This is a genomic window from Mesorhizobium sp. M0340, assembly GCF_040321535.1.
Classification (GTDB): domain Bacteria; phylum Pseudomonadota; class Alphaproteobacteria; order Rhizobiales; family Rhizobiaceae; genus Mesorhizobium.
Genome location: NZ_JAMYRR010000024.1, coordinates 44,100 through 68,864 on the forward strand (window position 1 = coordinate 44,100; position 24,765 = coordinate 68,864).

At 63.2% G+C, this 24,765-nt stretch carries 22 protein-coding genes; 12 read left to right on the top strand and 10 right to left on the bottom strand.

Features of this window, described 5'->3' with window-relative positions; all coding sequences use genetic code 11:
* Positions 1-67: 67 nt before the first annotated feature.
* From thiP to NKI79_RS26675, 3 genes are all read left to right on the top strand, one after another.
* Positions 68-1,687, top strand: coding sequence for a thiamine/thiamine pyrophosphate ABC transporter permease (thiP, locus tag NKI79_RS26665; protein ID WP_352805783.1), 1,620 nt, complete (start codon positions 68-70; stop codon positions 1,685-1,687).
* Entirely contained in the window at positions 1,684-2,475 is a 792-nt protein-coding gene (gene thiQ / locus NKI79_RS26670) for a thiamine ABC transporter ATP-binding protein (RefSeq protein ID WP_352805785.1), read from the top strand. Before thiP ends, thiQ begins: the two co-directional genes overlap by 4 nt.
* A gap of 254 nt (positions 2,476-2,729) precedes the next feature.
* A complete protein-coding gene (locus NKI79_RS26675; RefSeq protein WP_352476125.1) occupies positions 2,730-4,199 on the top strand; it encodes a M48 family metalloprotease in 1,470 nt (489 codons plus the stop codon).
* Positions 4,200-4,212: 13 nt separating this feature from the next.
* Here the strand turns inward: NKI79_RS26675 and NKI79_RS26680 are convergent, their stop codons facing one another.
* Positions 4,213-5,070 (bottom strand): RNA polymerase factor sigma-32, encoded by an 858-nt coding sequence (locus NKI79_RS26680; protein ID WP_254816490.1) that lies wholly within the window; start codon positions 5,068-5,070, stop codon positions 4,213-4,215.
* A gap of 325 nt (positions 5,071-5,395) precedes the next feature.
* Here NKI79_RS26680 and NKI79_RS26685 point away from each other — a divergent pair, with 325 nt between their 5' ends.
* From NKI79_RS26685 to NKI79_RS26695, 3 genes are all read left to right on the top strand, one after another.
* Entirely contained in the window at positions 5,396-6,169 is a 774-nt protein-coding gene (locus NKI79_RS26685) for an amino acid ABC transporter substrate-binding protein (protein ID WP_352454874.1), read from the top strand.
* 122 nt (positions 6,170-6,291) lie between these two features.
* Positions 6,292-6,972, top strand: a complete 681-nt coding sequence (locus tag NKI79_RS26690; RefSeq protein WP_352805787.1) for an ABC transporter permease subunit — start codon at positions 6,292-6,294, stop codon at positions 6,970-6,972.
* Positions 6,969-7,742 carry an amino acid ABC transporter ATP-binding protein gene (locus NKI79_RS26695; protein ID WP_352801706.1) on the top strand — a complete coding sequence of 258 codons (774 nt, stop codon included), beginning with the start codon at positions 6,969-6,971 and terminating at the stop codon, positions 7,740-7,742. The genes NKI79_RS26690 and NKI79_RS26695 overlap by 4 nt, the downstream gene beginning before the upstream one ends.
* A 76-nt stretch (positions 7,743-7,818) precedes the next feature.
* Here the strand turns inward: NKI79_RS26695 and NKI79_RS26700 are convergent, their stop codons facing one another.
* The 5 genes from NKI79_RS26700 to NKI79_RS26720 form a co-directional block, all read right to left on the bottom strand.
* The gene (locus tag NKI79_RS26700; RefSeq protein ID WP_006327799.1) at positions 7,819-8,400 is read right to left on the bottom strand and encodes a CarD family transcriptional regulator; all 582 of its coding nucleotides are present in this window, start codon (positions 8,398-8,400) and stop codon (positions 7,819-7,821) included.
* Between the two features lie 368 nt (positions 8,401-8,768).
* Complete coding sequence (gene fdxA, locus NKI79_RS26705; protein ID WP_352801708.1) at positions 8,769-9,107, bottom strand: ferredoxin FdxA; 339 nt, start codon at positions 9,105-9,107, stop codon at positions 8,769-8,771.
* 148 nt (positions 9,108-9,255) lie between these two features.
* Complete coding sequence (locus NKI79_RS26710) at positions 9,256-9,642, bottom strand: RNA-binding S4 domain-containing protein (RefSeq protein WP_352801710.1); 387 nt, start codon at positions 9,640-9,642, stop codon at positions 9,256-9,258.
* A gap of 12 nt (positions 9,643-9,654) precedes the next feature.
* Positions 9,655-13,053 (bottom strand): helicase-related protein, encoded by a 3,399-nt coding sequence (locus NKI79_RS26715; RefSeq protein WP_352801712.1) that lies wholly within the window; start codon positions 13,051-13,053, stop codon positions 9,655-9,657.
* 699 nt (positions 13,054-13,752) lie between these two features.
* On the bottom strand, positions 13,753-14,484 hold the full coding sequence (locus NKI79_RS26720) for a TetR/AcrR family transcriptional regulator (protein ID WP_352801714.1): 732 nt from the start codon (positions 14,482-14,484) through the stop codon (positions 13,753-13,755).
* On the opposite strand from NKI79_RS26720, the gene NKI79_RS26725 reads away from it, so the two are divergent.
* Positions 14,471-15,670: an FAD-dependent monooxygenase gene (locus NKI79_RS26725; RefSeq protein ID WP_352801716.1), complete on the top strand. Its 1,200-nt coding sequence runs from the start codon at positions 14,471-14,473 to the stop codon at positions 15,668-15,670. The two genes, NKI79_RS26720 and NKI79_RS26725, sit on opposite strands and share 14 nt — an antisense overlap.
* A 65-nt stretch (positions 15,671-15,735) precedes the next feature.
* Here the strand turns inward: NKI79_RS26725 and phbB are convergent, their stop codons facing one another.
* Positions 15,736-16,461, bottom strand: a complete 726-nt coding sequence (gene phbB / locus NKI79_RS26730; protein ID WP_352666211.1) for an acetoacetyl-CoA reductase — start codon at positions 16,459-16,461, stop codon at positions 15,736-15,738.
* A 104-nt stretch (positions 16,462-16,565) separates the two neighbouring features.
* Positions 16,566-17,750 (bottom strand): acetyl-CoA C-acetyltransferase, encoded by a 1,185-nt coding sequence (locus NKI79_RS26735; RefSeq protein ID WP_254816500.1) that lies wholly within the window; start codon positions 17,748-17,750, stop codon positions 16,566-16,568.
* 278 nt (positions 17,751-18,028) lie between these two features.
* On the opposite strand from NKI79_RS26735, the gene phaR reads away from it, so the two are divergent.
* Positions 18,029-18,637 carry a polyhydroxyalkanoate synthesis repressor PhaR gene (gene phaR, locus NKI79_RS26740; protein WP_254816501.1) on the top strand — a complete coding sequence of 203 codons (609 nt, stop codon included), beginning with the start codon at positions 18,029-18,031 and terminating at the stop codon, positions 18,635-18,637.
* 109 nt (positions 18,638-18,746) lie between these two features.
* Here the strand turns inward: phaR and NKI79_RS26745 are convergent, their stop codons facing one another.
* The gene (locus NKI79_RS26745; RefSeq protein WP_352801718.1) at positions 18,747-19,193 is read right to left on the bottom strand and encodes a hypothetical protein; all 447 of its coding nucleotides are present in this window, start codon (positions 19,191-19,193) and stop codon (positions 18,747-18,749) included.
* Positions 19,194-19,294: 101 nt separating this feature from the next.
* Between NKI79_RS26745 and NKI79_RS26750 the strand changes: the two genes are divergently transcribed.
* Entirely contained in the window at positions 19,295-19,948 is a 654-nt protein-coding gene (locus tag NKI79_RS26750) for a TetR/AcrR family transcriptional regulator (protein ID WP_352801720.1), read from the top strand.
* A 42-nt stretch (positions 19,949-19,990) separates the two neighbouring features.
* Here NKI79_RS26750 and NKI79_RS26755 read toward each other — a convergent pair whose 3' ends face one another.
* Complete coding sequence (locus NKI79_RS26755) at positions 19,991-21,139, bottom strand: citrate/2-methylcitrate synthase (RefSeq protein WP_352801722.1); 1,149 nt, start codon at positions 21,137-21,139, stop codon at positions 19,991-19,993.
* 92 nt (positions 21,140-21,231) lie between these two features.
* Between NKI79_RS26755 and NKI79_RS26760 the strand changes: the two genes are divergently transcribed.
* The 3 genes from NKI79_RS26760 to NKI79_RS26770 all read left to right on the top strand — a co-directional run bounded on the left by NKI79_RS26760 (position 21,232) and on the right by NKI79_RS26770 (position 24,458).
* Positions 21,232-22,320: a citrate synthase/methylcitrate synthase gene (locus NKI79_RS26760; protein ID WP_352801724.1), complete on the top strand. Its 1,089-nt coding sequence runs from the start codon at positions 21,232-21,234 to the stop codon at positions 22,318-22,320.
* A gap of 198 nt (positions 22,321-22,518) precedes the next feature.
* The gene (locus NKI79_RS26765) at positions 22,519-23,301 is read left to right on the top strand and encodes a 3-hydroxybutyrate dehydrogenase (RefSeq protein WP_352805793.1); all 783 of its coding nucleotides are present in this window, start codon (positions 22,519-22,521) and stop codon (positions 23,299-23,301) included.
* A gap of 26 nt (positions 23,302-23,327) precedes the next feature.
* Complete coding sequence (locus tag NKI79_RS26770; RefSeq protein ID WP_352805807.1) at positions 23,328-24,458, top strand: patatin-like phospholipase family protein; 1,131 nt, start codon at positions 23,328-23,330, stop codon at positions 24,456-24,458.
* The last annotated feature ends 307 nt before the right edge of the window (positions 24,459-24,765 follow it).

Consider the following 24,765-nt stretch of genomic DNA (forward strand, 5'->3'; position numbering starts at 1 on the left):
CGGCAGGACAGAGGGGGGCGCGAAGGAACGCAATCCTCACTAAGAATCTCGAATCTGGTGGTCTAGCGTGCAACGCGCACCATCATCTGACTCCCGCATCACCGCCGGCATCCTCGCGCTTGCGGCAATAGCACTTCTGCTCGGCGGAGCATTTGCAGGGCTGATCATCGAAGCCACACGCGACCCGTCCGGCGTCGCCTCCGCCTTCGATTCGTATCTCTTGCGTATCGTCCGTTTCACGCTCTGGCAGGCTCTGCTGTCGACCCTGCTCTCCGTCGCGCCAGCGCTGTTCGCCGCGCGTGCCCTGTCGCGGCATCCACAGTTTTTCGGGCGAGGCTTTATCCTGCAGCTTTTCGCCGTGCCACTGGCGCTGCCGGCCATTGTTGCTGCACTCGGTGTCTTGGCGCTCTATGGCCGCGCCGGCTATTTTGCCGGCACGCTGGGCGCGCTAGGCGGCCAGAGCTGGCCCGGCATCTATGGCCTGTCGGGCATACTCGTCGCCCATGTCTTCTTCAACCTGCCGCTGGCGACGCGGCTGTTCCTGGAGGCGTTGCAGACCGTGCCGGCCGACCAATGGCGGCTGGCGAGCCAGCTTGGCATGGGTGCTGCGCCGGCCTTCCGGCTGATCGAATGGCCGCCGCTGCGTGCGGCCTTGCCGGGCGTTGCCGGGCTCGTTTTCATGCTGTGCATCACCTCCTTCACCATCGTGCTTACGCTCGGCGGCGGACCCAGCGCGACGACGCTGGAGGTTGCCATCTACCAGGCGCTGCGTTTCGACTTCGACCCGGCGCGGGCTGTGACGCTGACCCTGCTGCAGATTGCCCTAACCTTCGTGGTCGTGCTGGCCTTGACGCGGCTTGGCGCCAATATGACCGGCGACGCCAATCTGCCGGTGGCGCCGCGCCGGTATTTTTCAGCCGGTGCGGCCGAGACCGTCCTGAACGCGCTGGTGATCGGGCTGGCACTGCTATTTGTCGCCGGGCCGATGGCGGCCACGCTGGCGGCCGGGCTTGGCGCCGATCTCGGCCGCCTGGCCGGCGAGAGCGCGGTGCGGCAAGCGACGGCGACCAGTGCCGTGCTGTCCGTCTTATCGGCGCTGCTCTCCCTGGCGCTGTCGCTGTCGCTGGTCATGGCGCGCCGGGCGCTGGCGCTCACCCGGCGGACAGGCCGACGGACGGTGCTCGAACATCTGGCCGACACCGGTGCGGGGTTCGTCCTGGTGGTGCCGCCCATCGTCATCGGCGCCGGCTGGTTCCTCCTCCTGCGCACTGTCAGCGATGTCTTTGCGATCGCCCCTGTCATGGTCGTTGCGGTCAATGCGGTGATGGCGATGCCGTTCGCCATCCGCGCCATCCGCCCTGCCTATGACGCGGCGAGCGAACGCCACGAACGGCTTTGCGCACAGCTTGGCATCTCGGGCTGGAACCGGTTGCGGCTGATCGACTGGCCGTCGCTGCGGCGGCCGCTCGCCACCGGCTTCGCTTTCGCCATGGCGCTGTCGCTCGGCGATCTTGGCGTCATTGCGCTGTTCGGCAGCGATTCCGTGCAAACCTTGCCCTACCTGCTGCTGGCCCGCATGGGCAGTTACCGCACCGAGGATGCGGCCGGGCTGGCGCTGCTGCTCGGCCTTGTCTGCCTGGCGCTGGTGCTGACCGCGGACTGGATGGGAAGGAGGGAGAAATCATGATGCCGATCAGCCCGGAACGCTCCATTTCGGTGGAAAAAGGCGCGGCCGTGCGGCTCGATAATGTCTCGTTCAGCTATGGTGAAACGCCGCTTATGTTCGATGTCGATTTCCCGGCATCGGAAATCACCGCCATCATGGGGCCGAGCGGTTCGGGAAAGTCGACACTGCTCAATCTGGTGGCCGGTTTCGAGGCGCCACGGTCAGGCCGCGTGCTCATCGGCGGCGCCGACGTCAGCACTGCGCCGCCATCAGCGCGGCCGGTATCGATGGTGTTCCAGGAAAACAACCTGTTTGCCCATCTGTCCCTCGAGCAGAATGTCGGGCTCGGCCGCTCGCCTTCGCTCAGGCTGAGCGAGGCTGACCGCGCCGCAGTCACCGCAGCGCTGAAGCGCGTCGGCCTTGCCGGCAAGGAAAGCCGACTGCCGCGCGAACTCTCCGGCGGCGAGCGGCAGCGCGTCGCGCTCGCCCGGGTTTTAGTGCGCGACCGGCCGGTGCTGTTGCTCGACGAGCCGTTCGCTTCGCTCGGACCGGCACTGCGCGATGACATGCTCGACCTGGTGGCCGACGTCCATTCGGAGCAGCGCATGACGGTGCTGTTCGTCACGCACCAGCCGGACGATGCGCGCCGCATCGGCCAAAACATGGTTTTCCTGGATGGTGGCACGGTTGCCGCGACGGGCACCGCCGCCGATTTTTTCGTTGGGGCTGGACCGGACGCATTCCGACGCTATATCGGCTCGGGTCCGTTTGCGGCTGGATCACGAGATGTTGCCCGGAAGCGGACATAATTTACGGTCAAACCGGAGGAAGGCGAAGCGGCGCTTGCTTGCCATGGTCGAGGTAGTGTGGCTAGGTCCGCCAGGAGCTGGTCCGGCCTGGACCGTGATTTGCCCTTGCTGCCTCGTATCTGTCGGACGCACGAAGGACGCCGTAGAACTTGATTTTGCGCGTGATGCTTTCCGGAAATCGCGCCAGATTTTCGCGGTCACGTCACAGGACTTGAAAGGAAGCCGACCTGCCGACCGGCATCGACAATCGGAGGCTGAAACCGCTGGCGCGCTTTCTGGCGCTGGCCGGCCTTGCCGTGGCGCTGGCAAGCTGCCAGATGTTCACGCCTCCCGACGTGCAGGAATCGGGCTTCCAGCCCTCCGACAAGCCGATTACGGTCGACAATGTCGCCGCTAACAGCAGGCTCGCCGAACTGGCGAAGGCGCAGCACCCGCGCATCCTCGCCACCTATGGCGGCGAGTATTCCGACCCCAAGCTCGAGCGCATGGTGGCCAAGGTCGTCGGCAGACTGACCGTGGTGTCGGCCAACCCGACCCAGACCTACCGCATCACCATCCTCAACTCGCCCAACGTCAATGCCTTCGCGCTGCCGGGCGGCTATCTCTACATCACCCGCGGCCTGCTGGCGTTGGCCAACGATTCAGCCGAGCTTGCCGCCGTCATTGCGCATGAGATGGGCCACGTTACGGCCAATCATGGTCTGCAGCGCCAGCAGCTGGAAGCCGAAGAGGGGTTGGCGACCAAGGTCGTTTCGGACGTGCTCGGCGACAACCCGACGGCCAAGGCGGCGCTGATCCGCGGCAAGCTGAGGCTGGCCCAGTTCTCGCGCAATCAGGAGCTGGAGGCCGATGCCATCGGCATCAAGTCGATCGGCGAAGCCGGTTTCGACCCCTACGCCGCCGGCCGCTTCCTGCAGTCGATGTCGGCCTATACCGATTTCCGCTCGATCAGCGGCGCCACCGACGCCAGCCTCGACTTCCTGGCGACGCACCCCAACACGCCGCAGCGTATCGATCTCGCGCAGCGCCACGCCCGCCAGTTCGGCGCGCCCGGTGTCGGGTCGCGCGACCGCGATTCATTCCTTGCCGGCATAGACGGGCTGCTCTACGGCGACACGCCGGAGGAAGGCTATGTGCGCGGCGAAACCTTCCTGCATCCTGGCCTCGGCGTGTCGTTCTCAGTGCCCAACGGCTTCATCATCGACAATTCGGCGGCGGCGGTGACGGCCACAGGCCCGGGCGACATGGCAATCCGCTTCGACGGCGTTTCGATCGACAAGGACCGCTCGCTGACCGACTACATCCGCAGCGGCTGGGTTGCCGGCCTCGACGACAGCAGCGTGCGTCAGGAAACGATCAACGGCAACGAAGCGGCGACCGCGCATGCCGGCGCCGATGGCTGGCAATTCGATATTGCGGTGATCCGCGCCGGCGGCCAGGTCTACCGCTTGCTGACTGCTGCACCGTCGGCCAGCACCTCGCTGGGCACGGTGGCGCGCTCGGTCAGCGGCTCGTTCCGTATTCTGAGTGCAGCCGAGAAGGCTGCGCTGAAGCCGCTGCGCATTCGCATCGTCACGGTGCGGCCCGGCCAGACAATGGGCTCCCTGGCCGCACAGATGGTCGGCGTCGACCGCAAGCTGGATTTGTTCAGGGTGCTCAACGCGCTGTCGCCGGGTGCTGCGGTTTCGGCCGGCGACAAGGTTAAGATCGTCACCGACAAATAGCAGCCGACGCGATTCAGGCTGCGAGAAATTCCGGATTCTGCTTTACCAGCGCCGCCTTGAGCTTTTCCATGGCGCGCGCCTCGATCTGCCGGACACGTTCCTTGGAGATGCCGAGCGTCTCGCCGAGCGCTTCGAGCGTCGCGCCCTCGTCGCTCAGCCGGCGTTCCTCGATAATCCTGAGCTCGCGCGCATTGAGAGCGCCGAGCGCCGTCTTCAGCCACACCGAGCGGCGTTCGACGTCGATCGTATCGCCGACGACCTCATCGGGCAGCGGGTCATCCGAAACCAGGAACTCCATCCGCTCGGTTGCGCCCGCATCGTCGGCAAGCGGCGTGTTGAGCGAGCTGTCCGGCGCCGAAAGGCGGGAATCCATCATCGCCACATCGGCCTCCGATACCCCGAGAGCCGCCGACACTTCGCGGTAGAGCGTGGCATTCGACGTCTGCTCGGCGCCGTTTGCCAGGCGGGCGCGCAGACGCCGCAAGTTGAAGAACAGCGCCTTTTGCGCGGAGCTGGTGCCGCCGCGCACGATCGACCAGTTGCGCAGGATATAGTCCTGCATCGATGCGCGGATCCACCATGTCGCATAGGTCGAGAACCGCACCTCGCGCTCGGGCTCGAAACGGGCCGCGGCCTCCAGCAGCCCGACATGGCCTTCCTGGATCAGGTCGCCCAGCGGAAGGCCGTAGTGGCGAAACCGCGACGCCATGGAAATGACCAGCCGCATATGCGCGACGGTAATGCGGTGCAGCGCGTGCTGGTCATTGTTTTCCTTCCAGCGCAGCGCCAGGAGATGCTCTTCGTCACGTTCCAGATAAGGGGCTTTCATCGCCGCGCGAACCATGGTCCGTCCTGCACTGTCTTCCATCATGCCGCGCTCCTGCTTCAGGCGTTGCGGTGCGATCGAATCGTGAGTTGGCGCCGATGGTTGAAATGGCGGCGCCGCGCCCTACAACAGCGAAGAACGTGCCATGCGGGGGAATGTTCCCCCGGACTGTCATGTCGATTGCGCTGTTCCAGGCGATTCGCCACCGGCCTTGACTCAGCCGGATGGCCCCGGGAACTGCTGGTTGAGAATTGGATTTCAAGGGCGCGAGATTTTTGAAATTTAGTTTCTTATTCCGGCATCGCGCATCTGTCATTTTCCGGCACTCGCAATGACGCCGGACATCGGCCAAGGACGGGATCACAGAAAAATGAAATGGCTCAAATCGCTCATCATCGCCGGAACGCTGCAGGTTCTGGCCATCGCTGCCGGTCATGCCGGCGCCAATCTCGACCAGATCAAGCAGTCCGGCGTCTTCAAGGTCGGTACGGAAGGAACCTATGCGCCCTTCACCTATCATGATGCTTCCGGCGCGCTCGTCGGCTTCGACGTCGAGATCGCGCGGGCCATCGCCGAGCGCCTCGGCGTCAAAGCCCAGTTCCTCGAAGGCAAATGGGACGGGCTGATCGCCGGTCTCGACGCCAACCGCTACGATGCCGTCATCAACGAGGTCGGCATCACCGAGGCGCGCAAGGCCAAATATGACTTTTCTGATCCCTACATCGCCTCCAAGGCGGTGCTGATCGTGCGTGGCGACAACACCGATATCAAGAGCTTCGCCGATCTCAAGGGCAAGAAGGCGGCGCAGTCGCTGACTTCGAACTTCGGCAAGCTGGCTGAAACCAACGGCGCCGAACTCGTCGGCACCGACGGCTTCGACCAGTCGATCCAGCTTCTTCTTACCGGCCGCGCCGACGCCACCATCAATGACAGTCTGTCCTTCCTCGACTTCAAGAAGCACAAGCCCGACGCCAATGTGAAGATTGCTGCGCAGGAGGAAAACGCCGACTATTCCGGCGTCATCGTGCGCAAGGGCGATCCGGAACTGGTGGCCGCCATCAATAAGGCGCTGGCCGACATCAAGGCCGACGGCACCTACAAGAAAATCGCCGACACCTATTTCGGCCAGGACGTTTCGAAGTAAAACGGCTTTCTCGTGTGGGCCGAACGCCGGCCCGCGTCGTTCATACCGCGGCGAGCTGTCTTTTGACGGCCCGCCGCTTTCGCGTGATGTGAGCGACGGCAATCTGGCAAGGAGGAGCCTTCGTGCCGCACTGGCTGCAACTGATGCTGGAATCCCTGCCTACGCTGCTGTGGGCCGCACTGATCTTAACCGTGCCGTTGACGCTGCTGTCGTTTGCATTCGGTCTTGTCCTAGGCCTGGTTGTGGCGCTTGTCCGGCTGTTCGGTCCCAAACCGCTGGTCGCCGTGGTCCGCTTCTACGTCTGGATATTCCGCGGCACGCCGCTTCTCGTGCAACTGTTCCTGATCTTCTACGGCCTGCCATCGGTCGGCATCCTGCTCGACGCCTTTCCGGCAGCACTGATCGGCTTTACCTTGAACATCGGCGCATATTCGTCGGAAATCATCCGCGCCGTCATCGGTTCGGTGCCCAAGGGTCAGTGGGAAGCGGCCTATTCGATCGGCATGACCTGGGCCCAGGCAATGCGGCGCACCATTCTTCCACAGGCGGGGCGCGTCGCCGTGCCGCCGCTGTCCAACACCTTCATCTCGCTGGTCAAGGACACTTCGCTCGCCGCCGCCATCACCGTGCCGGAGATGTTCCAGGCGGCCCAGCGCATCGTCGCCACCACCTATGAGCCGCTGATCCTCTATGTCGAGGCAGCGGCTCTCTATCTGGTCATGAGCTCCGTGCTGTCGGCCTTGCAGGCGCGGCTGGAAACGCGGCTCAACCGTTATGGCGGCTTCCTGGAGGCGCGCGCATGATCGGCCTCACCAACATCGAAAAGCGTTTCGGCGACAATTTGGTGCTGAAGGGCGTGACCGTCACCATCGAGGAAGGCAGCGTTACGGCGCTTGTCGGGCCCTCGGGCGGAGGGAAGAGCACGCTTTTGCGCTGCATCAACCTGCTCGAGCTGCCGACTTCAGGCACGGTGCGGATCGGCGACGATGCACTCGAGTTCCACCCCGGGGGCAGGGTCTCGACCAGGGATATCCAGCGGCTGCGGCTGCAGACCGGCATGGTGTTCCAGAATTTCCAGCTGTTTCCGCATCGTACTGCGATCGAGAACATCATGGAGGGGCTGGTGACGGTGCTGAAATGGCCCAAGGAGAGGGCGCGCGAACGGGCGCTGGCCCTGCTCGAAAAGGTCGGCATGGCGCACAAGGCCGATGCCTGGCCGGCGACGCTGTCAGGCGGCCAGCAGCAGCGCGTAGCGATTGCCCGGGCTCTGGCGCCTTCGCCGAAAGTCCTGCTCTGCGACGAGCCGACCTCTGCACTTGATCCGGAACTGGCGCAGGAGGTGGTCGACGTGCTCGGCAAGCTCGCCAGCGAGGGCACGACCATGGTGATGGCGACGCATGATCTGCGGCTCGCCTCGAAGATCGCGCGGGAAGTGGTGTTCCTCGATGCCGGCAACATCGTCGAACAAGGGCCGGCCGCGGTGTTGTTCAGCAACCCCGAGCGCCAGCGGACCAAGCGGTTCATCGCCACGCTGAAGCAGGAGGCGGAAAGGGAAGGCGGCGGCAAGAGCTAGAATGGCCATTACCGGTCCGCCAAAACAAAAAACCCGGCGCGAGGCCGGGTTTTTCTGAATTCGAAGGCGAAAAGGCTCAGGCAGCTTCTTCCTGCTCGGCTTCCTCATTGTCGGCCTTGGCGCCGCGCTTGGGGCCTTTGTTGAGGTTCACCTCGATGAGGCGAACCGCTTCGGTCTCCGACATGCGGTTGACGGCCGCGATCTCCCGGGCCATGCGGTCGAGGGCCGCCTCGTAGAGCTGGCGCTCGGAATAGGACTGCTCCGGCTGGTTGTCGGCGCGATAGAGGTCGCGCACCACTTCCGAGATCGAGATCAGATCGCCGGAGTTGATCTTGGCGTCATATTCCTGGGCGCGGCGCGACCACATGGTGCGCTTGACGCGGGCGCGGCCCTGCACGACCTTCAGCGCGCGCTCGACATAATCCTCTTCCGACAGCTTGCGCATGCCGATCGAGGTCGCCTTGGCGACCGGCACCTTGAGGCGCATCTTGTCCTTCTGGAAGTCGATGACGAACAGCTCCAGCTTGTGGCCCGCGACTTCCTGCTCATCGATCGAGACGATCTGGCCGACACCATGCGCCGGATAGACGATGTACTCGCCGGTCTTGAAACCGTGGCGCGCTGCGGTGGACTTCTTCTGCGGGGTGATCGTTGCCATTACGCCCTGAACTCCTTGTTGTGGTACCGGCATCGTGCCGGCCCGAACTCGTGCGACCGGGGTGACCGGTCCTTAGCCACACAACGATGAACTCACCGGAAAGGCCAGGACCGGCAAATCGCAACATTGCGACCGCCTGCCCCAGATCGCTCTGGTCCGGATTGAGAAATTCACCTTTCAGTGATTTGGGGCGTTTGCGCCATAAATCGACGTTGTGTCACCGGCATGTTTGGCTGATATAACACAAAAAGTCGGAAGAATCAAGGTTTTGCTGCACGCGCGAAGGCCACGCGCCGTCGCCGCCTGTCAAGGCAGTTAATGTATCACGTCTGTTAAGCGGCGTCAGGCCGCCGCAGCTGGCCGGCTCGTCAGTCGCCTTCGCCGGGCTCGGGGGAGAAATATTTCTCGAACTTGCCAGTTTCGCCATCGAAAGTTTTAGCGTCGGCCGGCGGCTCCTTCTTGGCGGTGATGTTGGGCCATTTCTCGGCATATTCGGTGTTGATCTGCAGCCATTTGTCGAGGCCCGATTCGGTATCGGGCTTGATCGCGTCGGCCGGGCATTCCGGTTCGCAGACGCCGCAATCGATGCACTCGTCCGGGTGGATGACGAGCATGTTCTCACCTTCGTAGAAGCAGTCGACCGGACAGACCTCGATGCAGTCCATGTATTTGCATTTTATGCAATTGTCGGTCACGACATAGGTCATTGGTCGGCTCCGGGACGTCCCATTTTGTTGGGCTTTTTTGGTGAGGTAACGCCTTTGTCCGCTGGTGGCAAGGGCGGCCCCTGCCAGCGGTGCCGCGGTTTCCGGAATGAAATTCCGGAAGGCCGGCAAAGCGGGCGTTCGACCTTGCTCAATCGTCGCCGAGCAGGTGGTCGGTCCGGCGGCGCTCCTTCTTCGTCGGGCGACCGCTGCCGGCCTCGCGCAACGGCGGCACCGCATCCGGAAGCCCCTCGCCCTTGGGCGCGGCGGGCGGCGACATGTCCTCGTAGAGCAGGCGGGCCTCTTCTGCCGGGCCACGCCGTACGCCGGTGCCAAGGACTTTCCAGACGAAGATCCGCCGCTCCAGCGTGATGGTCAAAACGTCGCCCGGCCGGACCGTATCGGAGGCCTGCGCTGCTTTGTCGCGATTGATGCGGACGCGTCCGGCGAGGACCAGCCTGGCTGCCAGCGTGCGCGATTTTACCGCGCGCGAGAAGAACAGCCACTTGTCGATGCGCTGGCGGGCATCAGTGACCATTGGACGAGCAGCTTACTTCTTCAGCTGGTCGCGCAACGCGGCGAGCTTGGCGAAGGGCGAGTCCGGGTCGAAGCGGACCGGGCGTTCCTCACGCGGTTTCGGCTGGAAGGCGGGCTTTGCGCCTTGGGCGCTGCCTTTGCCGTCCTGCCGGCCAGCCTTCCAGTCGGGCCGGTTTTCGCGCCGGTCGGGGCGTTCACCTTGCGGCTTGCCGGCGTGCTGCTCTCCAGCCTCGCCTTGCGGTTTAGGCTTGAACTTGCTGCGGTCGAAGCGCGGTTTGCCGGCGCCGACACGCGGGTCGTGGCGCCCCTGACGGGCGGGCCGGTCGCCTGGCGTCGGTTGCCCGCCGGCATCTACCGGCGCATCGCTGCGGCTGTCCGGCGCAGCTTGACCATTGCGCGCGCGATTGCCCCGTTGATTGTCCCGTGGGCGGTTGTCATGCTGGCGATGACGCGGGCGCTGGTCGAAACGACCCTGCCGCCACAATAGGATAGGTTTTGGCTCCTCCGCCTCCGGGGCAGCGTCGTCGGCGACTGCTTCCGCCGTCGCTGCAGGTTCGGCCGGCGATGCTTCCGTCGTTTCGAAGATCGGCGGCTCTGCCGGTGCCGTAGCCTCAGTTTCCGCCCCAAGTTCCGCCGCCCTTGGCTCAGCCGCTGGTTCTGCAGCCGCTTCGGCGGCGGGCAGGGTCTCTTGCGTGACTTCTGCCGCAGCTTCAGGGGCTGGAGCTTCCGCGACAGGCTGTGCCGCCGCTTCGGTCACAGCTTCAGCCGCCGCCTCCGCAACGGGAGCCGCATTCGACACGGGTTCCGAAGCCTCCGCCGGCGGCTCTGCCGCGGCAGATGCTTCCGCCATCCTCGCCTGCTCGACTCGCGCAGCCTCTTCCGCCGCCAGCTTTGCAGCAGCCGCTTCACGCGCGGCACTGTCCTGTGCTTCGAGCCGCGCCTTGACCTCGGCTGCCGGTTTGGCATCGGCGCGATAGCCGAGCCCCTTCAGGATTTCTTCCATGTCGTCGGCGGTGGCGCCGAGGATCGACATCATCGGCGGCGTCACCATGAAGGACTGGCCGTCATAGGCGCCGTCGGGGCGAGGCCCGAGGCCCGGCTTCCAGTTGGTCGCCGGCCGGATCAGGTCGGCCAGCCGCTCGAGAATATCGACGCGTACAGCACGCCGGCCAAGATTGCGGTAGCCGGCAAGCTTGTAGAAGGTCTTGTCGAACGTCGGATCGATGACCACCGAGGTGCGGCCGGAGGCCAGTGCGTGAACGACATCGCCGAAGCCGGGCTTGTCCTTGCCGTCGTTTCTCAGCGCCCACAGCAGCGTGATCAACCCGGCCGGCGCCGGCTTGATCAGCGCCGGCACAAAGACATGGTAGGCGCCGAAGCGCACGCCGAGGCGGCGAAGCGCCGCGCGGCCTTCCTGGTCGAGCGACTTCATCTCGTCGGCGATGTCGCGACGGTTGATGAGGCCGAAATGCTCGACAAGCTGGAAAGCGATGCCGCGGCCGATGCCGGTGATCTGCTCGGCATTCTTGAGGTCGACCAGCGGCTTCAGCAGGGATTCGATCTGGAAATTGACGAAGCGCTCGGCGCGCGCCGCAACCTTGTCGCGGGCCGGACCGGTGAGCTGCTCGTCGGCCAGCAGGACAAGACGCGGCTTCAAAGCGTCTTCGCCGGCGACCAGCGTGCCGATCGGCGCGCCGATCCAGCGCAGCGTGCCATCCGAACCCAGGGCGATGTCGCCATTGGCAGAGGCGCCGAAGCGCTCGGCCCGCGCCTCGAACTCGGCGGCAAGCGCCTTCTGCGCCGCCGCCCGCACCGCCTTGGCGTCCTCGCCGCCGGCGCTCTGGTCGGCGGTAAAGCGGAAACCCTGCAGCTCGCCGACATGATGGCCTTCGACGAGGACGGTTCCGGTTGGGCTGATTTCGGCTTCAGGCATCGTGTTTTCTCTAAGGCGCCGCATGAGGACGGAAGTCCTGCGGTCTACAAAACGTTTCGTCAACCGCTCATGCAGCGCATCCGACAATCTGTCTTCGATTTCGCGCGTCTTTTCCTGCCAGTGTGCCCGATCGGCCAGCCAGCCGGGCCGGTTGGAAACGAAGGTCCATGTGCGGATCTGGGCAATCCTGTGCGACAGCGTGTCGATGTCGCCTTCGGTGGTGTCGGCACGGCGCACCTGCTCGGCCATGTAGTTCTCGTCGACATGGCCATGCCTGGCAAGGTCCATGTAGATGGAGGCGATCAAGTCGGCGTGCTGGGCCGGCGCGATCTTCCTGTAGTCGGGCAGCGCGCAGGCTTCCCACAGCAGCGCCACGCGTCTGGCATCGGTGGTGAGTGCCCGGACGTCCTCGTCGCGCGACAGATGCTCGAGCGCCTGCGCGTCCACGGCCGGCAGTGCGCGCGTCAGGCCTTCGACCGGGGCGTTGGTCTCGATCGAGCGTTTCAGCGCATCGAGGTTGGCGAAATCGAAATGCGCGGTGCGCCACTGCAGCACTTTCACCGGGTCGAAATCATGCGCCTCGATTTTCTGGATCAGTTCCTCATCCAGCGGATCGACCTGGCCGGTGACGCCAAAGGTGCCGTCGCGCAGGTGCCGGCCGGCGCGGCCGGCAATCTGGCCGAGTTCGGCCGCCGTCAGGTTGCGGTACTGGTAGCCGTCGAATTTGCGGTTCTGGGCGAAGGCGACGTGGTCGAGGTCGAGGTTGAGGCCCATGCCGATGGCGTCGGTTGCGACGAGGTAGTCGACGTCGCCCGACTGGAACAGCGCCACCTGGGCGTTGCGGGTGCGCGGGCTGAGTGCGCCGAGCACGACGGCGGCACCGCCTTGCTGGCGGCGGATCAGCTCGGCAATGGCATAGACCTCGTCGGCCGAGAAGGCGACGATCGCGGTGCGCCGTGGCAGGCGGGTCAGCTTCTTCGAGCCGGCATAAGCAAGATGCGATAGCCGTGGCCGGGTCACCACCGACACGCCCCGCAGCAGGCGCTGCAGGATGCCGTGCATGGTGGCCGCGCCAAGCAGCAGCGTCTCCTGGCGGCCGCGCAGATGCAGGATGCGATCGGTAAAGATGTGGCCGCGTTCGAGATCGCCGGCGAGCTGGACCTCGTCGATGGCAACGAAGGCGGCGTCGGTCTCGCGCGGCATCGCTTCCACGGTGCAGACCGAGTATTTCGCGCCAGCCGGCTGGATCTTTTCCTCGCCGGTGATGAGCGCAACCTTATGGGCGCCGACCTTCTCGCAGACGCGCGCATAGACCTCGCGGGCAAGCAGCCTGAGCGGCAGGCCGATGACGCCGCTTTCATGCGCCACCATGCGTTCGATAGCGAGATGGGTCTTGCCGGTGTTGGTCGGGCCGAGCACGGCCGTCACGTCTCGGCCGGTCAGGATCAGCGGTTCAGTGTGTTTCGGATGGATGTTCATCGGCCTGGAAATAAGGCTCTCCGCCTCGCATTGTCGGGAGCGCGCCCATATTGGCCGCGTATGACAGGCGACACATAGGGATTTCGGGCGCGAAGCGAAAGCGGAATGTGCCGAGGGCAGGCCGATTGGTCGCTTCAAAGCCAGAAAATCTGTTTCCGATTAACAGTTGGAACGAGTCTGGAACGAATCAGCGACGAATCACTGACTCGCGCTGATTCAGGGTTTGTTCACGGCTACATCTGGGTTTTCTGCCGGCGTACCTCACCACATGCTGAATCACGGAAACTGGCCCGATTCATGCAGGCGGCATCCAGGCGAGCACCACGGTTAACCTTTGCCGGTGAATGGTCGTGGCTGGCCAATCTGCTTCGCACAACATTATGAAATTATTGATGTTTCCTAACGCGCTTTAATCATTCTGAGGTGTTTTCAGCTGTCGTCGTTAACGTTCCGCTCAAAGCCGGAACGAATCGGCGACGAATCAGAGATAGCCGAAGTTTCTTGGTTTGTTCACCGCAACATGTTGTGTTGTGAACATCTTTTCCACCGAGAATCCACAGGCTGCCGGGCGGTTTTTGCACAGGCTGCGCAGCGGCCATTAACCTTTGCGTGCTGGTTCGGCACACACCGCCGTCATGGCCATCGGTCGGCGCACTTGCCGCATGAGGCTCAGACTCGGCCCCACGCTGAACGGCTTGTTCAAGGCACATCCTCTCCGACGGCATAGCGCTGCAATGTAGGGCCGACGGTCTGGATGATTTCGTCGTGAGACAGGGCGACGACCGGTGGTAGGCGCAGCAGGTAACGGCACATCGCCAAACCCAGCAGCTGGCTGGAAATGAGCCCGGCCCGCCGGCCCGCATCGGCGGGATCAGCGACCGCCGCAACCAGTGTCCTTACCTGGTTGGCAAATACATCGCGCAACTTTTCGGCGGCGAATTCGTTCGACGTCGCCGACCGCAGCAGAATTGCCATGCCGGTACCGTTGGCCGGATCTTCCCAGATTTCGAGAAATCGCCTGATCAGTGTCTTGCCGATGGCGGTTCGATCGATCACGCGCAGTGCCGGCAATTTCAGGTCGACGACCGCCGCTCTGGCGAATAGCTCGTCCTTGCTGCGGAAATAGCGGATCACCATGGCCGGATCGATCGAGGCATGGGCGGCGACGTTGCGGATGGAGGCGCCGTCATAGCCGTGCTTGGCGAACAGCAGCCTCGCGGCTTCGAGGATCTGGGCGCGGGTGCGGTCCGACTTGCTGGTTTTCTTCTGCTGATTCTCGCTCATGAAATCCATATGCCAACGGCTGTTGACAAATGCAATGGCTTCGGCTAGAAAGTCAACATGTGTTGATAAATGGAGAGAGAAAATGTTGCCAGATAAAACGGAAGTCCTGATTATTGGCGCAGGCCCGACCGGCTTGGCGCTGTCCATCGTGCTGCACCAGGCCGGGATCGACCATGTTCTGATCGACAGGCTTGGGGAGGGCCTTCAAACCTCGCGGGCCGGCGTCATCCACGCTCAGACGCTGGAAGCGTTGGAGCCGCTGGGCGTCAGGCAGCGGCTGAGCGAACTTGCCCTGAAGCTGCAGAATTTCGCCATCCGAGATCGCAGCCGGGCACTGCTCAAGCTCGATTTCGGAAAGCTTCCGTCGAGGCATCCATATCTGATGATGCTGCCTCAGAATCTCACCGAGCAGGTGTTTGCCGAGCGGATTACGGCCCTGGGCGGCGTGATCCACCGCATGGTCGAGGCCAAAGCGGTGGTTCAGGACACTGACGGTGCGCGCGTGACGGTGGTCGAAAACGGCCGCGAGAAGATCATATCGACACGTTACGTCGTTGGCGGCGACGGCATGCACAGCCTAGTGCGCAACTCGGCCAGCATAGAGTTCGACGGCGCGGCCTATGAGGCGTCGTTCGTTCTCGCCGACGTTCGTCTCGACTGGCCGGTTGGGCCAACCGAAGTGTCGCTGTTCTTTGCGCCAGCCGGACTGGTGGTGGTGGCGCCGCTCCCAGACGGATCGTACCGCGTCGTCGCGACAATGGACGATGCACCGGAAAAACCCGCAGTCGCAGACATACAGGTGCTGCTCGACAGCCGTGGGCCGACCAAAGAAAGAACCCGCGTGCTCGACCTGTCGTGGAGCTCGCGGTTTCGCGTGCATCACCGCTTGGTCCGGTCATACCGCAAGGGCCGGTTGTTCCTGATGGGCGATGCCGCGCACGTGCACAGTCCGGCGGGAGGGCAAGGCATGAATACCGGCATCGTCGACGCGGTCGTGCTTGGCCAATTGCTTGGCGACGTGGTGAACGGCGTGCGCCCCGAAGCGGAGCTCGAACTCTATGAAACGCTGCGACGCCCGGCAGCCCAAGAGGTGCTTGACCTGGCTGGCATGATGACCGGCATGGCACTTACCCGCAGTCCGGTGAAGCGGTTCGTTCGCAACCTCGTACTATCGGTGCTGAACCTCACACCATTCCTGAAGCGCCGCATCGCCTTGAAGCTGTCGGGCCTCAGTCGGGCGCCGCTTGCCCGGCTGCCGGCACCCGCGTGCGAGGCAGGTTCAATTACCCGAACCCAGCCTGAAGCCAGCCCAGCGCTGAAGCTTGCCGCGTGACAGCCCGGTTATCTGCCCGTACCTGCCGTCGGGCCGGTACGGGGGCATCCGCGACATCCCAAGCCTCAGCTAATGTACTGGCCGCCATTGGCTGAAATGGTCGAGCCGGTGATGAAACCGGCATCGTCGGAAGCGAGGAAGACGACGCAGCGCGCGATCTCCTCCGGCTCGCCGAGACGGCCGACCGGGATGTGCGGGATGACACGCTCGTTGAGCACCTTCTCGTCCATCGCCTTGACCATCTCGGTGGCGATATAGCCGGGGCAGATGACGTTGACGGTGATGCCGGCGCGCGCGCCTTCCTGGGCCAGTGCCTTGGTGAAGCCGATGTCGCCGGCCTTCGAAGCCGAGTAATTGACCTGGCCGACCTGGCCTTTCTGGCCGTTGATCGAGGAGATGGTGATGATGCGGCCGAACTTGCGGTCGCGCATTCCACCCCACAACGGATGCGTCATGTTGAAGACGCCGGAAAGATTGGTGTCGAGGACCTCTTTCCATTGCTCGCGCGTCATCTTGTGGAACATCGCGTCGCGGGTGATGCCGGCATTGTTGACCAGCACCGAGACGGGACCGAGATCGGCCTCTATCTGTTTGATGCCGGCGGCGCAGGCCTCGTAGTCGGCGACCGACCATTTGTACACCGGGATACCGGTCGCGGCCTTGAACTTTGCCGCCGCTTCCTCATTGCCGGCGTAGTTTGCGGCCACCGAATAGCCGGCGCTCTTCAAAGCGACCGATATCGCCGCGCCGATGCCGCGCGACCCGCCTGTGACGATTGCAACCTTTGTCATGTGTCCTCCCGGGAAATGCAGATGACTGAGCGTTGAAGCGGTCGGGTTTGCCCTCCATTCCCTACTCGCTTTGCGCCAGTATCCTACTCGTATCGCTTATCTCATCACAATGCTTCCACGCACATGGCAACGCCCATACCGCCGCCGATGCACAGCGTGGCAAGACCTTTCTTGGCACTTCTGCGGCGCATCTCGTAGACCAGCGTGTTGAAGATGCGGGCACCCGAGGCGCCGACCGGATGGCCGATGGCGATGGCGCCGCCATTGACATTGACGATCGCCGGGTCCCAGCCCATATCCTTGTTGACGGCGCAGGCCTGCGCGGCGAAGGCCTCGTTGGCTTCGACCAGATCGAGGTCGCCGACCGACCAGCCGGCCTTGGCCAGCGCCTTGCGCGAGGAGGGGATCGGTCCCGTCCCCATGATTTGCGGGTCGACGCCGGCGGTCGCCCAGGAAACGATACGCACCAGAGGTGTGATGCCGCGCCTTGCGGCTTCCGCTTCGGTCATCAGCACCACGGCTGCGGCGCCGTCGTTGATGCCGGAGGCATTGGCTGCTGTCACCGTGCCTTCCTTGTCGAACGCCGGCTTGAGTTTGGTCATGGCATCGATTGTCGCGCCGTGGCGGATGTATTCATCCTGGTCGACGACGGTGTCGCCCTTCCTGCCCTTGACTGTGAAGGCAACGATCTCGTCCTTGAATTTTCCGGCTTTCTGCGCGGCCTCGGCCTTGTTCTGGGAAGCCAGTGCGAACTGGTCCTGGTCGTCGCGGGTGATCTGGAACTGGCGAGCGACGTTCTCCGCGGTGTTGCCCATATGATAGCCGTAGAAGGCATCGGTCAGGCCGTCCTTGATCATGGTGTCGATCAGCTTGAAGTCGCCCATCTTGACGCCACCGCGCAGATGTTGCGCATGCGGAGCCATCGACATCGATTCCTGGCCGCCGGCAACGATGATCCTCGCGTCGCCCTGGGCGATCTGCTGCATGCCGAGCGCGATGGCGCGCAAGCCCGAGCCGCAGAGCTGGTTCAGGCCCCAGGAGGTAGCCTCCTGCGGCACGCCGGCGGCCATAGCCGCCTGCCGCGCCGGGTTCTGCCCTTGGGCCGCGGTCAGGATCTGGCCGAGAATGACCTCGTCCACCTCCTTGCCCTCGACGCCGGCACGGACAAGCGCTTCCCTGACGGCGACCGCACCCAATTCATGGGCTGGCGTGTTGGCGAAGGCGCCGTTGAAGGAGCCGACAGGCGTGCGCGCTGCACTGGCGACAACGATGGCGTTGGAAGCGGACATGTTCTTCTCCAGGCTTTCGGGGAACGATTTCGGGTGCCGTCGGGGACTTTTCTTGCCCTTTCCACAACCCGAGTCAAACCCGAAATAGGCGTGGCGTCCCACTGCCGCAAGCATGCCGCCCGTCGCTGCAACGGCGGCCCGTCCGTGCTGCGCAGCATAAAATATTCCCGCACTGCACAAACTGCTTGGATTCATGACGCTTTTGCGCATATCCTTTAAAAAGGCGCAATCGTTACCGGCGGCTTACTTAAGCTGCCCGGTGTCCGGGGAGGATGCAGATGGCCGCAAAAGACGAACCTATTGTTATCAAGAAATATGCTAATCGCCGTCTCTACAATACGGGCACCAGCACCTATGTGACGCTCGAGGATCTCGCTGAAATGGTCAAAAAAGGCGAGGACTTTACTGTCCAGGACGCCAAGACCGGTGACGACATCACGCATCCGGTGCTGACCCAGATCATCTTCGAGCTGGAGAACAAGGACGGGCAGAACATGCTGCCGATCCCGTTTCTGCGTCAGCTCATCGCCTATTACGGCGACCAGATGCAGATGATCGTGCCGAGCTTTCTCGAGCAGTCGATGCTGGCCTTCTCTAAGGAGCAGGAACGCTTTCGCGAACAGATGAAAGATGCGCTCGGCAAGTCGCCGATGGACATGATGAAGATCGCCACGCCGATCAAGGTGCTGGAGGAGCAGACGCGGCGCAACATGGAAATGTTCCAGAACGCCATGCGGCTGTTCACACCGTTCCCGCCTGCGGGCTCTGCGCCGGCAGCAGCGCCGGCCGAACCGGCCAGGAAGGAAACACCGGAAAAACCCGACGACCTTCAGGAACTGAAGGAGCAGATCGCCGCGATGCAGCGCAAGCTCGACACGATGTCCTGACTGCCGGCTAGCGAAGTGCCGGCCGAAACTTCCTTCAGCAGACCGTGTGATAAAACATCTTCGTCTCGAAAGGCGGAGATGTCATCCATGCTATGCTTCGTGGCATGCTCTATTTCGTGGTCACCGTCACCAGAGCGGTAACAGGTTTGCCGTCTACTAGAATGGGCCGGTGATGATCATCGGCAAGAAGCACGCCGATTACGTGTCTGCCGGCGGCATTCTGGCAATGGCCGAAACGGGCCTTGATAAGGTCACCGCCAAAGTCGCTGTTCATGCTGTTGTACGGCTTGCCGGGGATGTTGCAGGTGTCTCCGTCGGGATCGATCTTCATATGCACGTGGCCGCATTGGCTGATTTCCCCACACTCACCCGCAGGGAGCAGCCTGAAGTTGCTCCTGACGACGACGCCTATCGCCTTCTCAGGAGCATTGCCCAGTTCGACAACTGAACCTGCGGTCGGCCAGGCGATTTCCAGGGTGGGCCGATCCTCGGCCTCGGCAGACACGAGCGACAATAAGGAGAAAGCGAGGGCAGTCGTTGCGGTGATGCGAAACATGGTAACCTCCGTTGCGATGTAAACATTGATTACATACGCAGCGCTCGAACGCAAGGGAAATAATCAGTGTTTACATTCCGCTCTCGTGCTATTTGGCTGAGATGACCAAGACTACTGATTCCGACGAAGCCGGACATGCCAAGCGATACCATCATGGCAATCTTGTCGAGGCCTTGATCACGGCAACCGTGGAGATCATCGAGGAACGGGGAGCCGAGCATGTCTCCGTACGCGAAGCCGCAAAACGTGCCGGCGTTTCACCCGGCGCACCATTCCGGCATTTTCGATCGAAAACAGCGTTGCTAACCGCGGTCGCCGAACAGGCCATGGATCGGCTGACAGAGGCTGTTGCCAAGGCGCAGTCGAAAATCGGCAGCGCAGATCCCATTGAGGCTTTCGAAGCAATCGGACAAGGCTATCTGGAATGGGCAATTACCAACCCCACGCATTTCCAGATCATCAGTTCCAGAACCCTAATTGATTTTGAAGCGTCGGACAGCCTTCGTCATCAGAATGAGGCTATTCGGCGGAGGATGATCGACTTGCTGACGCAAGCGCAACAACACGGTCGGCTTGCTCCCGACACCGACTTTGATCATCTTGTGCTTGCCGCGCGTGCACTCGTGTATGGGTTGGCACGCATGGCGCTCGATGGTCATTTCCGGGAATGGCATCCGTCCGAGCCGCCAGCCCTGGCCGCGCAGCGGGCTCTCCGACTTTTCATGAGCCGTATGACCATTCCATCTAAAGCTTAAATCCGCCAGCACCCAAAAAAGGGCCCGGGATTGCGCCGCCAGCTAATGGAACTCCGGCAGCGGTCCCTGGTAGCGGGCGCGTGGCCGGATCAGGCCGTTGCTTGTCACCTGTTCCACCGCGTGCGCGGCCCAGCCGACGCTGCGGCCGAGCGCAAACAGACGGAACGGCGCATCGGACGGCAAGCGGAGGCTGCGCGTCAGCGCAGCCAAGGCGAAATCGACGTTCGGGCGCATGCCCGTTGCCGCAAAGGCCGCATCGCAAAGCCGCAGCAGCCCATCATCGACATCGATAGCGGCCAGCAAAGGTTCGGCGCGCGGATCGCCTTCGGGATAAAGCGGATGGCCAAATCCGGGCAGTGGCATGTCGTGACCGAGCCAGCGTCCGACGGCCGCCTCCGGCCCCAATCTCTGCGCATCCTCACCCAATATCATGACGGCCTCCGCGGCGGCGCCATGGCGCGGACCGGAGAGCGTGGCGAGGCCGGCAAGCAGGCAGGCCGAAACAGGTGCGCCGGTGGACGCGGCGACCCGTGCGGCGAAGGTCGATGCGTTCAATTCGTGATCGGCCAACAGTACGAGCGAGCGGCGGATCAAGTCTGCGCCGGCCGCATCGAGCGACCATCCCCGCGCCAGCCTTTCGTGCACGGCACCGGTTCCGGGAATCGCGCCGAGCGCCTGGGCCAGGGCGGCGATGGCGCCGGCCGCATCGTGGTTGAGCGAAGCTGATCGGCGGCCGAGCGAAGGCCGGCCGTTGGCCGCCAACGCGGCCAATTCCACGAAGGCGGCCGGCCGGCCAGTTGCGCCGTTGCCGTCGCGGCTCGCCGAGACAAACGACACTGGTGCGTCAGATGCCCAAAGCAGGTTTGCGGTCTGCTCCAGCGTGGCAGCCTCGCAGAGAGCAACCGCATCCTGGCCGCGATAGATGAGGCGGCCGTGCAAAACGGTCGAGATCGTGGTGGCTATCGCCGGCTCACCCCAGGCAATTGCACTTTCGGCGATGGCCTGGGGATTTCGGCCGCGCGCCCGGCGGCTCGCCAGCGCCGCGATGTCATCGGCGCGATACTGGCTACGGCGTGGATCCGCCCCATCCGGCCGCATGCCGATGCGTCCGCGGCTGACATAGGCATAGAGCGTCTGGGCCCGCACCTTGAGACGCTCCAGGGCCTCGTCCCGCGTCAGCCACTCCGTCATGTGAGTCCTGTCATGTTGATTCTGTTGATCAAGATTGATGATCCAGCCGCCAACCCTTATCTACCGCGCGGAAAGGGTCAAGGAGAAAACCAATGGCGAATGGGCTCGATGATGTGGTGGCGGCGGAAACGGTGCTCTCCGATGTTGACGGTCTTGGCGGCCGCCTGACCATCCGGGGCCATTCGTTGCCCGAACTGGCAGGCCGCTGGAAATACGCCGAGGTGGTCCATCTGCTGTTCGACGGCTTTTTCGACGATTTTCCCGACGACAAGGAGCTGGCGAACGCGATCGGTCGGGCGCGCAGCGAAGTGTTCGGGCAGATCGAACCCTTGCTGCCGTTTCTCGCATCCCTCGATATCTACAGCGCGATGCGCGCCGGCATTGCGCTGCTGCCGGACGGCGGCAAATTGCCGGACGCGCTGCGGCTGGTTGCAGCACCTGCCGTGCTGACGCCGGCCTTGCTGCGCTTGCAGCGCGGCGAAAGCCCGATTGCGCCCGATAGCAAGGCCGATCATGCCGCCGACATGCTGCGGATGCTGACCGGCATTGCGGCCTCGCCCAAATTGGCGAAGGCGCTCGATGCCTATCTCGTGACGGTTTGCGACCATGGCCTCAACGCATCGACCTTCGCCGCGCGCGTGGTCGCTTCGACGCAGGCCGGGCTTACTTCGGCGGTGCTGGCCGGGCTCGGAGCGCTCAAGGGGCCGCTGCATGGCGGCGCCCCAGGTCCGGTGATCGAGATGCTGGATGCGATCGAGGCGCATGGCGACGCCGCCGGCTGGCTGCGTGACGAGATCGGGCGCGGCCGCCGCATCATGGGCTTCGGGCATCGCATCTACCGCGTGCGCGATCCGCGTGCCGACGTGCTGAAAGCGGTGGTGCGGCAACTCGGCGCCAAGGGCGAAGCCGGCCACCGGCTGGCGTTTGCCGAGAGCGTGGAGCAAGCGGCGCTCGAAGTGCTTCGCATTGCCAAGCCGTCGCGCTCGCTCCAGACCAATGTCGAGTTCTTCACAGCACTTCTGCTGGAAGCGGCGGGCTTTCCGAAAGAGGCGTTCACCAATGTCTTTGCTGCCGGGCGCGTCGCCGGCTGGATTGCCCATGCGCGCGAGCAGCAGACGAGCGGACGGCTGATCCGGCCGCAGTCGCGCTATATCGGGCCGGTCCCAGACCTCGTCGCTTGAGGATTTTTCCCTCGCATACTTGCGGAAGCCGGTCGCAATAGCCGGTGCCGGACGCCTCTCTCGTTGAGATAAGAGAGGTCTCATGACAAAAATTTCATGTCATTGCTCCAAACATCCGCTGTTCTTGGATGGCAGAGAACCTATATGCTGCAGTGCAACATGGTTCCGCGGGAACCCACTTCAAAGGAATAGCCAGCCTTGACTACCAGAAAAACCGCCATCGTCACGGGTTCTACCTCGGGCATCGGCCTGGCCACTGCCCACGCGCTCGCGGCCGAAGGCTGCAACCTCGTCGTCAATTCCTTTTCCGATACCGCAGACGACCACGCCATCGCAGACGCGATCGCGAAGCACCACAAGGTGAGGACCGCCTATGTCAAAGCCGACATGTCGAAACCGGCCGAGTGCCGGGCTTTGGTGGCGAAGGCAGCCGAGGCATTCGGCTCGGTCGACATCCTGATCAACAATGCCGGCATCCAGCATGTCGCGCCGGTGGAAAGCTTCCCGATCGAGAAGTGGGATGCGATCATCGCCATCAACCTGTCATCGGCCTTCCATACCATCGCCGCCGCCATTCCGTTGATGAAACAGGCCGGTGGCGGCCGGATCGTCAACGTCGCCTCGGCCCACGGCTTGGTCGCGTCGCCGTTCAAGTCGGCCTATGTCTCGGCCAAGCATGGCATTATGGGCTTGACCAAGACTGTCGCCCTGGAGCTGGCGCGCGACAAGATCACCTGCAATGCCATTTGTCCGGGCTATGTGCTGACGCCGCTGGTCGAGGCGCAGATCCCCGATCAGATGAAGGCCAACAAGATGGACCGCGAGACGGTGGTCCGCGAGGTCATGCTCGAAAAGCAGCCGACCAAGGAGTTCGTTGCCGTCGAGCAGGTTGCGGCGGCGGCAGTGTTCCTATGCTCGGATGCGGCGGCGCAGATCAACGGCACGCACATCTCTGTCGATGGCGGCTGGACCGCTCAGTGAGCCATCCAGCGGTCAAGGGCCACGCCATGCCGAAAAACGGCAAGGTGGAAGAGCCAAAGAAGATCAACATCGCGCTGCAAGGCGGCGGCTCGCACGGGGCGTTTTCCTGGGGCGTGCTCGATCGGCTGCTGGAGGACGGGCGCCTCGATATAACGGCGGTTTCGGGCACCAGCGCCGGCGCCATGAATGCCGTGGCGCTGGCCGACGGCTTTGTCCGCGGCGGCGTCGAGGGTGCGCGGCGCAAGCTCGACGATTTCTGGCGTGCGGTGGCGGCAAAGGGCCGCTTCAGCCCGGTGCAGCGCATGCCTTGGGACGTCGCCTGGGGCAATTGGTCGATCGAGAACACGCCCGGCTATTTCCTGTTCGATACGATGTCTCGGGTATTTTCGCCCTATGTCGCCAATCCGCTCGCCATCAATCCGCTGCGCGACGTGGTCGAACGTGAGATCGATTTCGACAATGTGCGCGCCTGCAAGTCGATTGAACTGTTCATTTCCGCTACCAATGTCGAGACCGGCCAGTTGCGGGTCTTCTCGGACGGCGAGATCGACCTCGACACGGTGATGGCGTCGGCCTGCTTGCCGCAATTGTTCCGTGCCGTCGAGATCAAGGGCGTGCCCTATTGGGATGGCGGTTATGGCGGCAACCCGGCACTGTTCCCGTTCTTCAAGACGGCGGCCACCGAGGACGTGCTTTTGGTTCAGATCAATCCGGTGATCCGCGAGGGGACGCCGAAGAGCGCCAATGAGATTCAAAACCGCATCGACGAGATCACCTTCAATGCCGGGCTGTTGCGCGAATTCCGCTCGATTGCCTTCGTCAAGGAATTGATCGCCGCCGGCCGACTGCCGCACGGCGAATATCGCGACATACGCATGCACCGCATCGATGCCGACGAAGCGTTCAAGGATTTGTCGGCATCGTCCAAGGTCAATGCCGAATGGGCGTTCCTTGCCTATCTGCGCGACCTCGGCCGCACCGCGGCCAGTGACTGGCTGGAAGAAAATTACGACGCCGTCGGCAAGCGGCCGACGATCGATCTGTCCGGCGAGCTCGATGACGGCCTGAAGCCGGTACGCGGGCCCGCGCCGGGCCGCCGGGTCAAGGAGTTTCTTGCGGCGCGCAAGCAGCCCGAGGCCGCCCGCCGTCCGGCCTAGAACGGTCAATCCTTTCGGAAACGCCGAACCGCTCTATCTTTTTCTTTTTGTTTGACGCAATTCCGGACGGAAACCGTTTCACACTTTTCCTGGAATTGCTCTTGCTCTTCCGCAAAGCAGATGACATCGCAATCTGTCCGATTATCCTGACACTTGCTGCCATACCGCTGTTTTGGCGATCAACAGCCGATGCTGCAGCCGCATCTTTGCGAACAAAGCAACAATCCATCAACTTTTCTGACTATATTGCGCCGCAACTTTGAGGTAGAAGCGCGCTTCGCCGATCACGGCAATTTGAATACGGCCT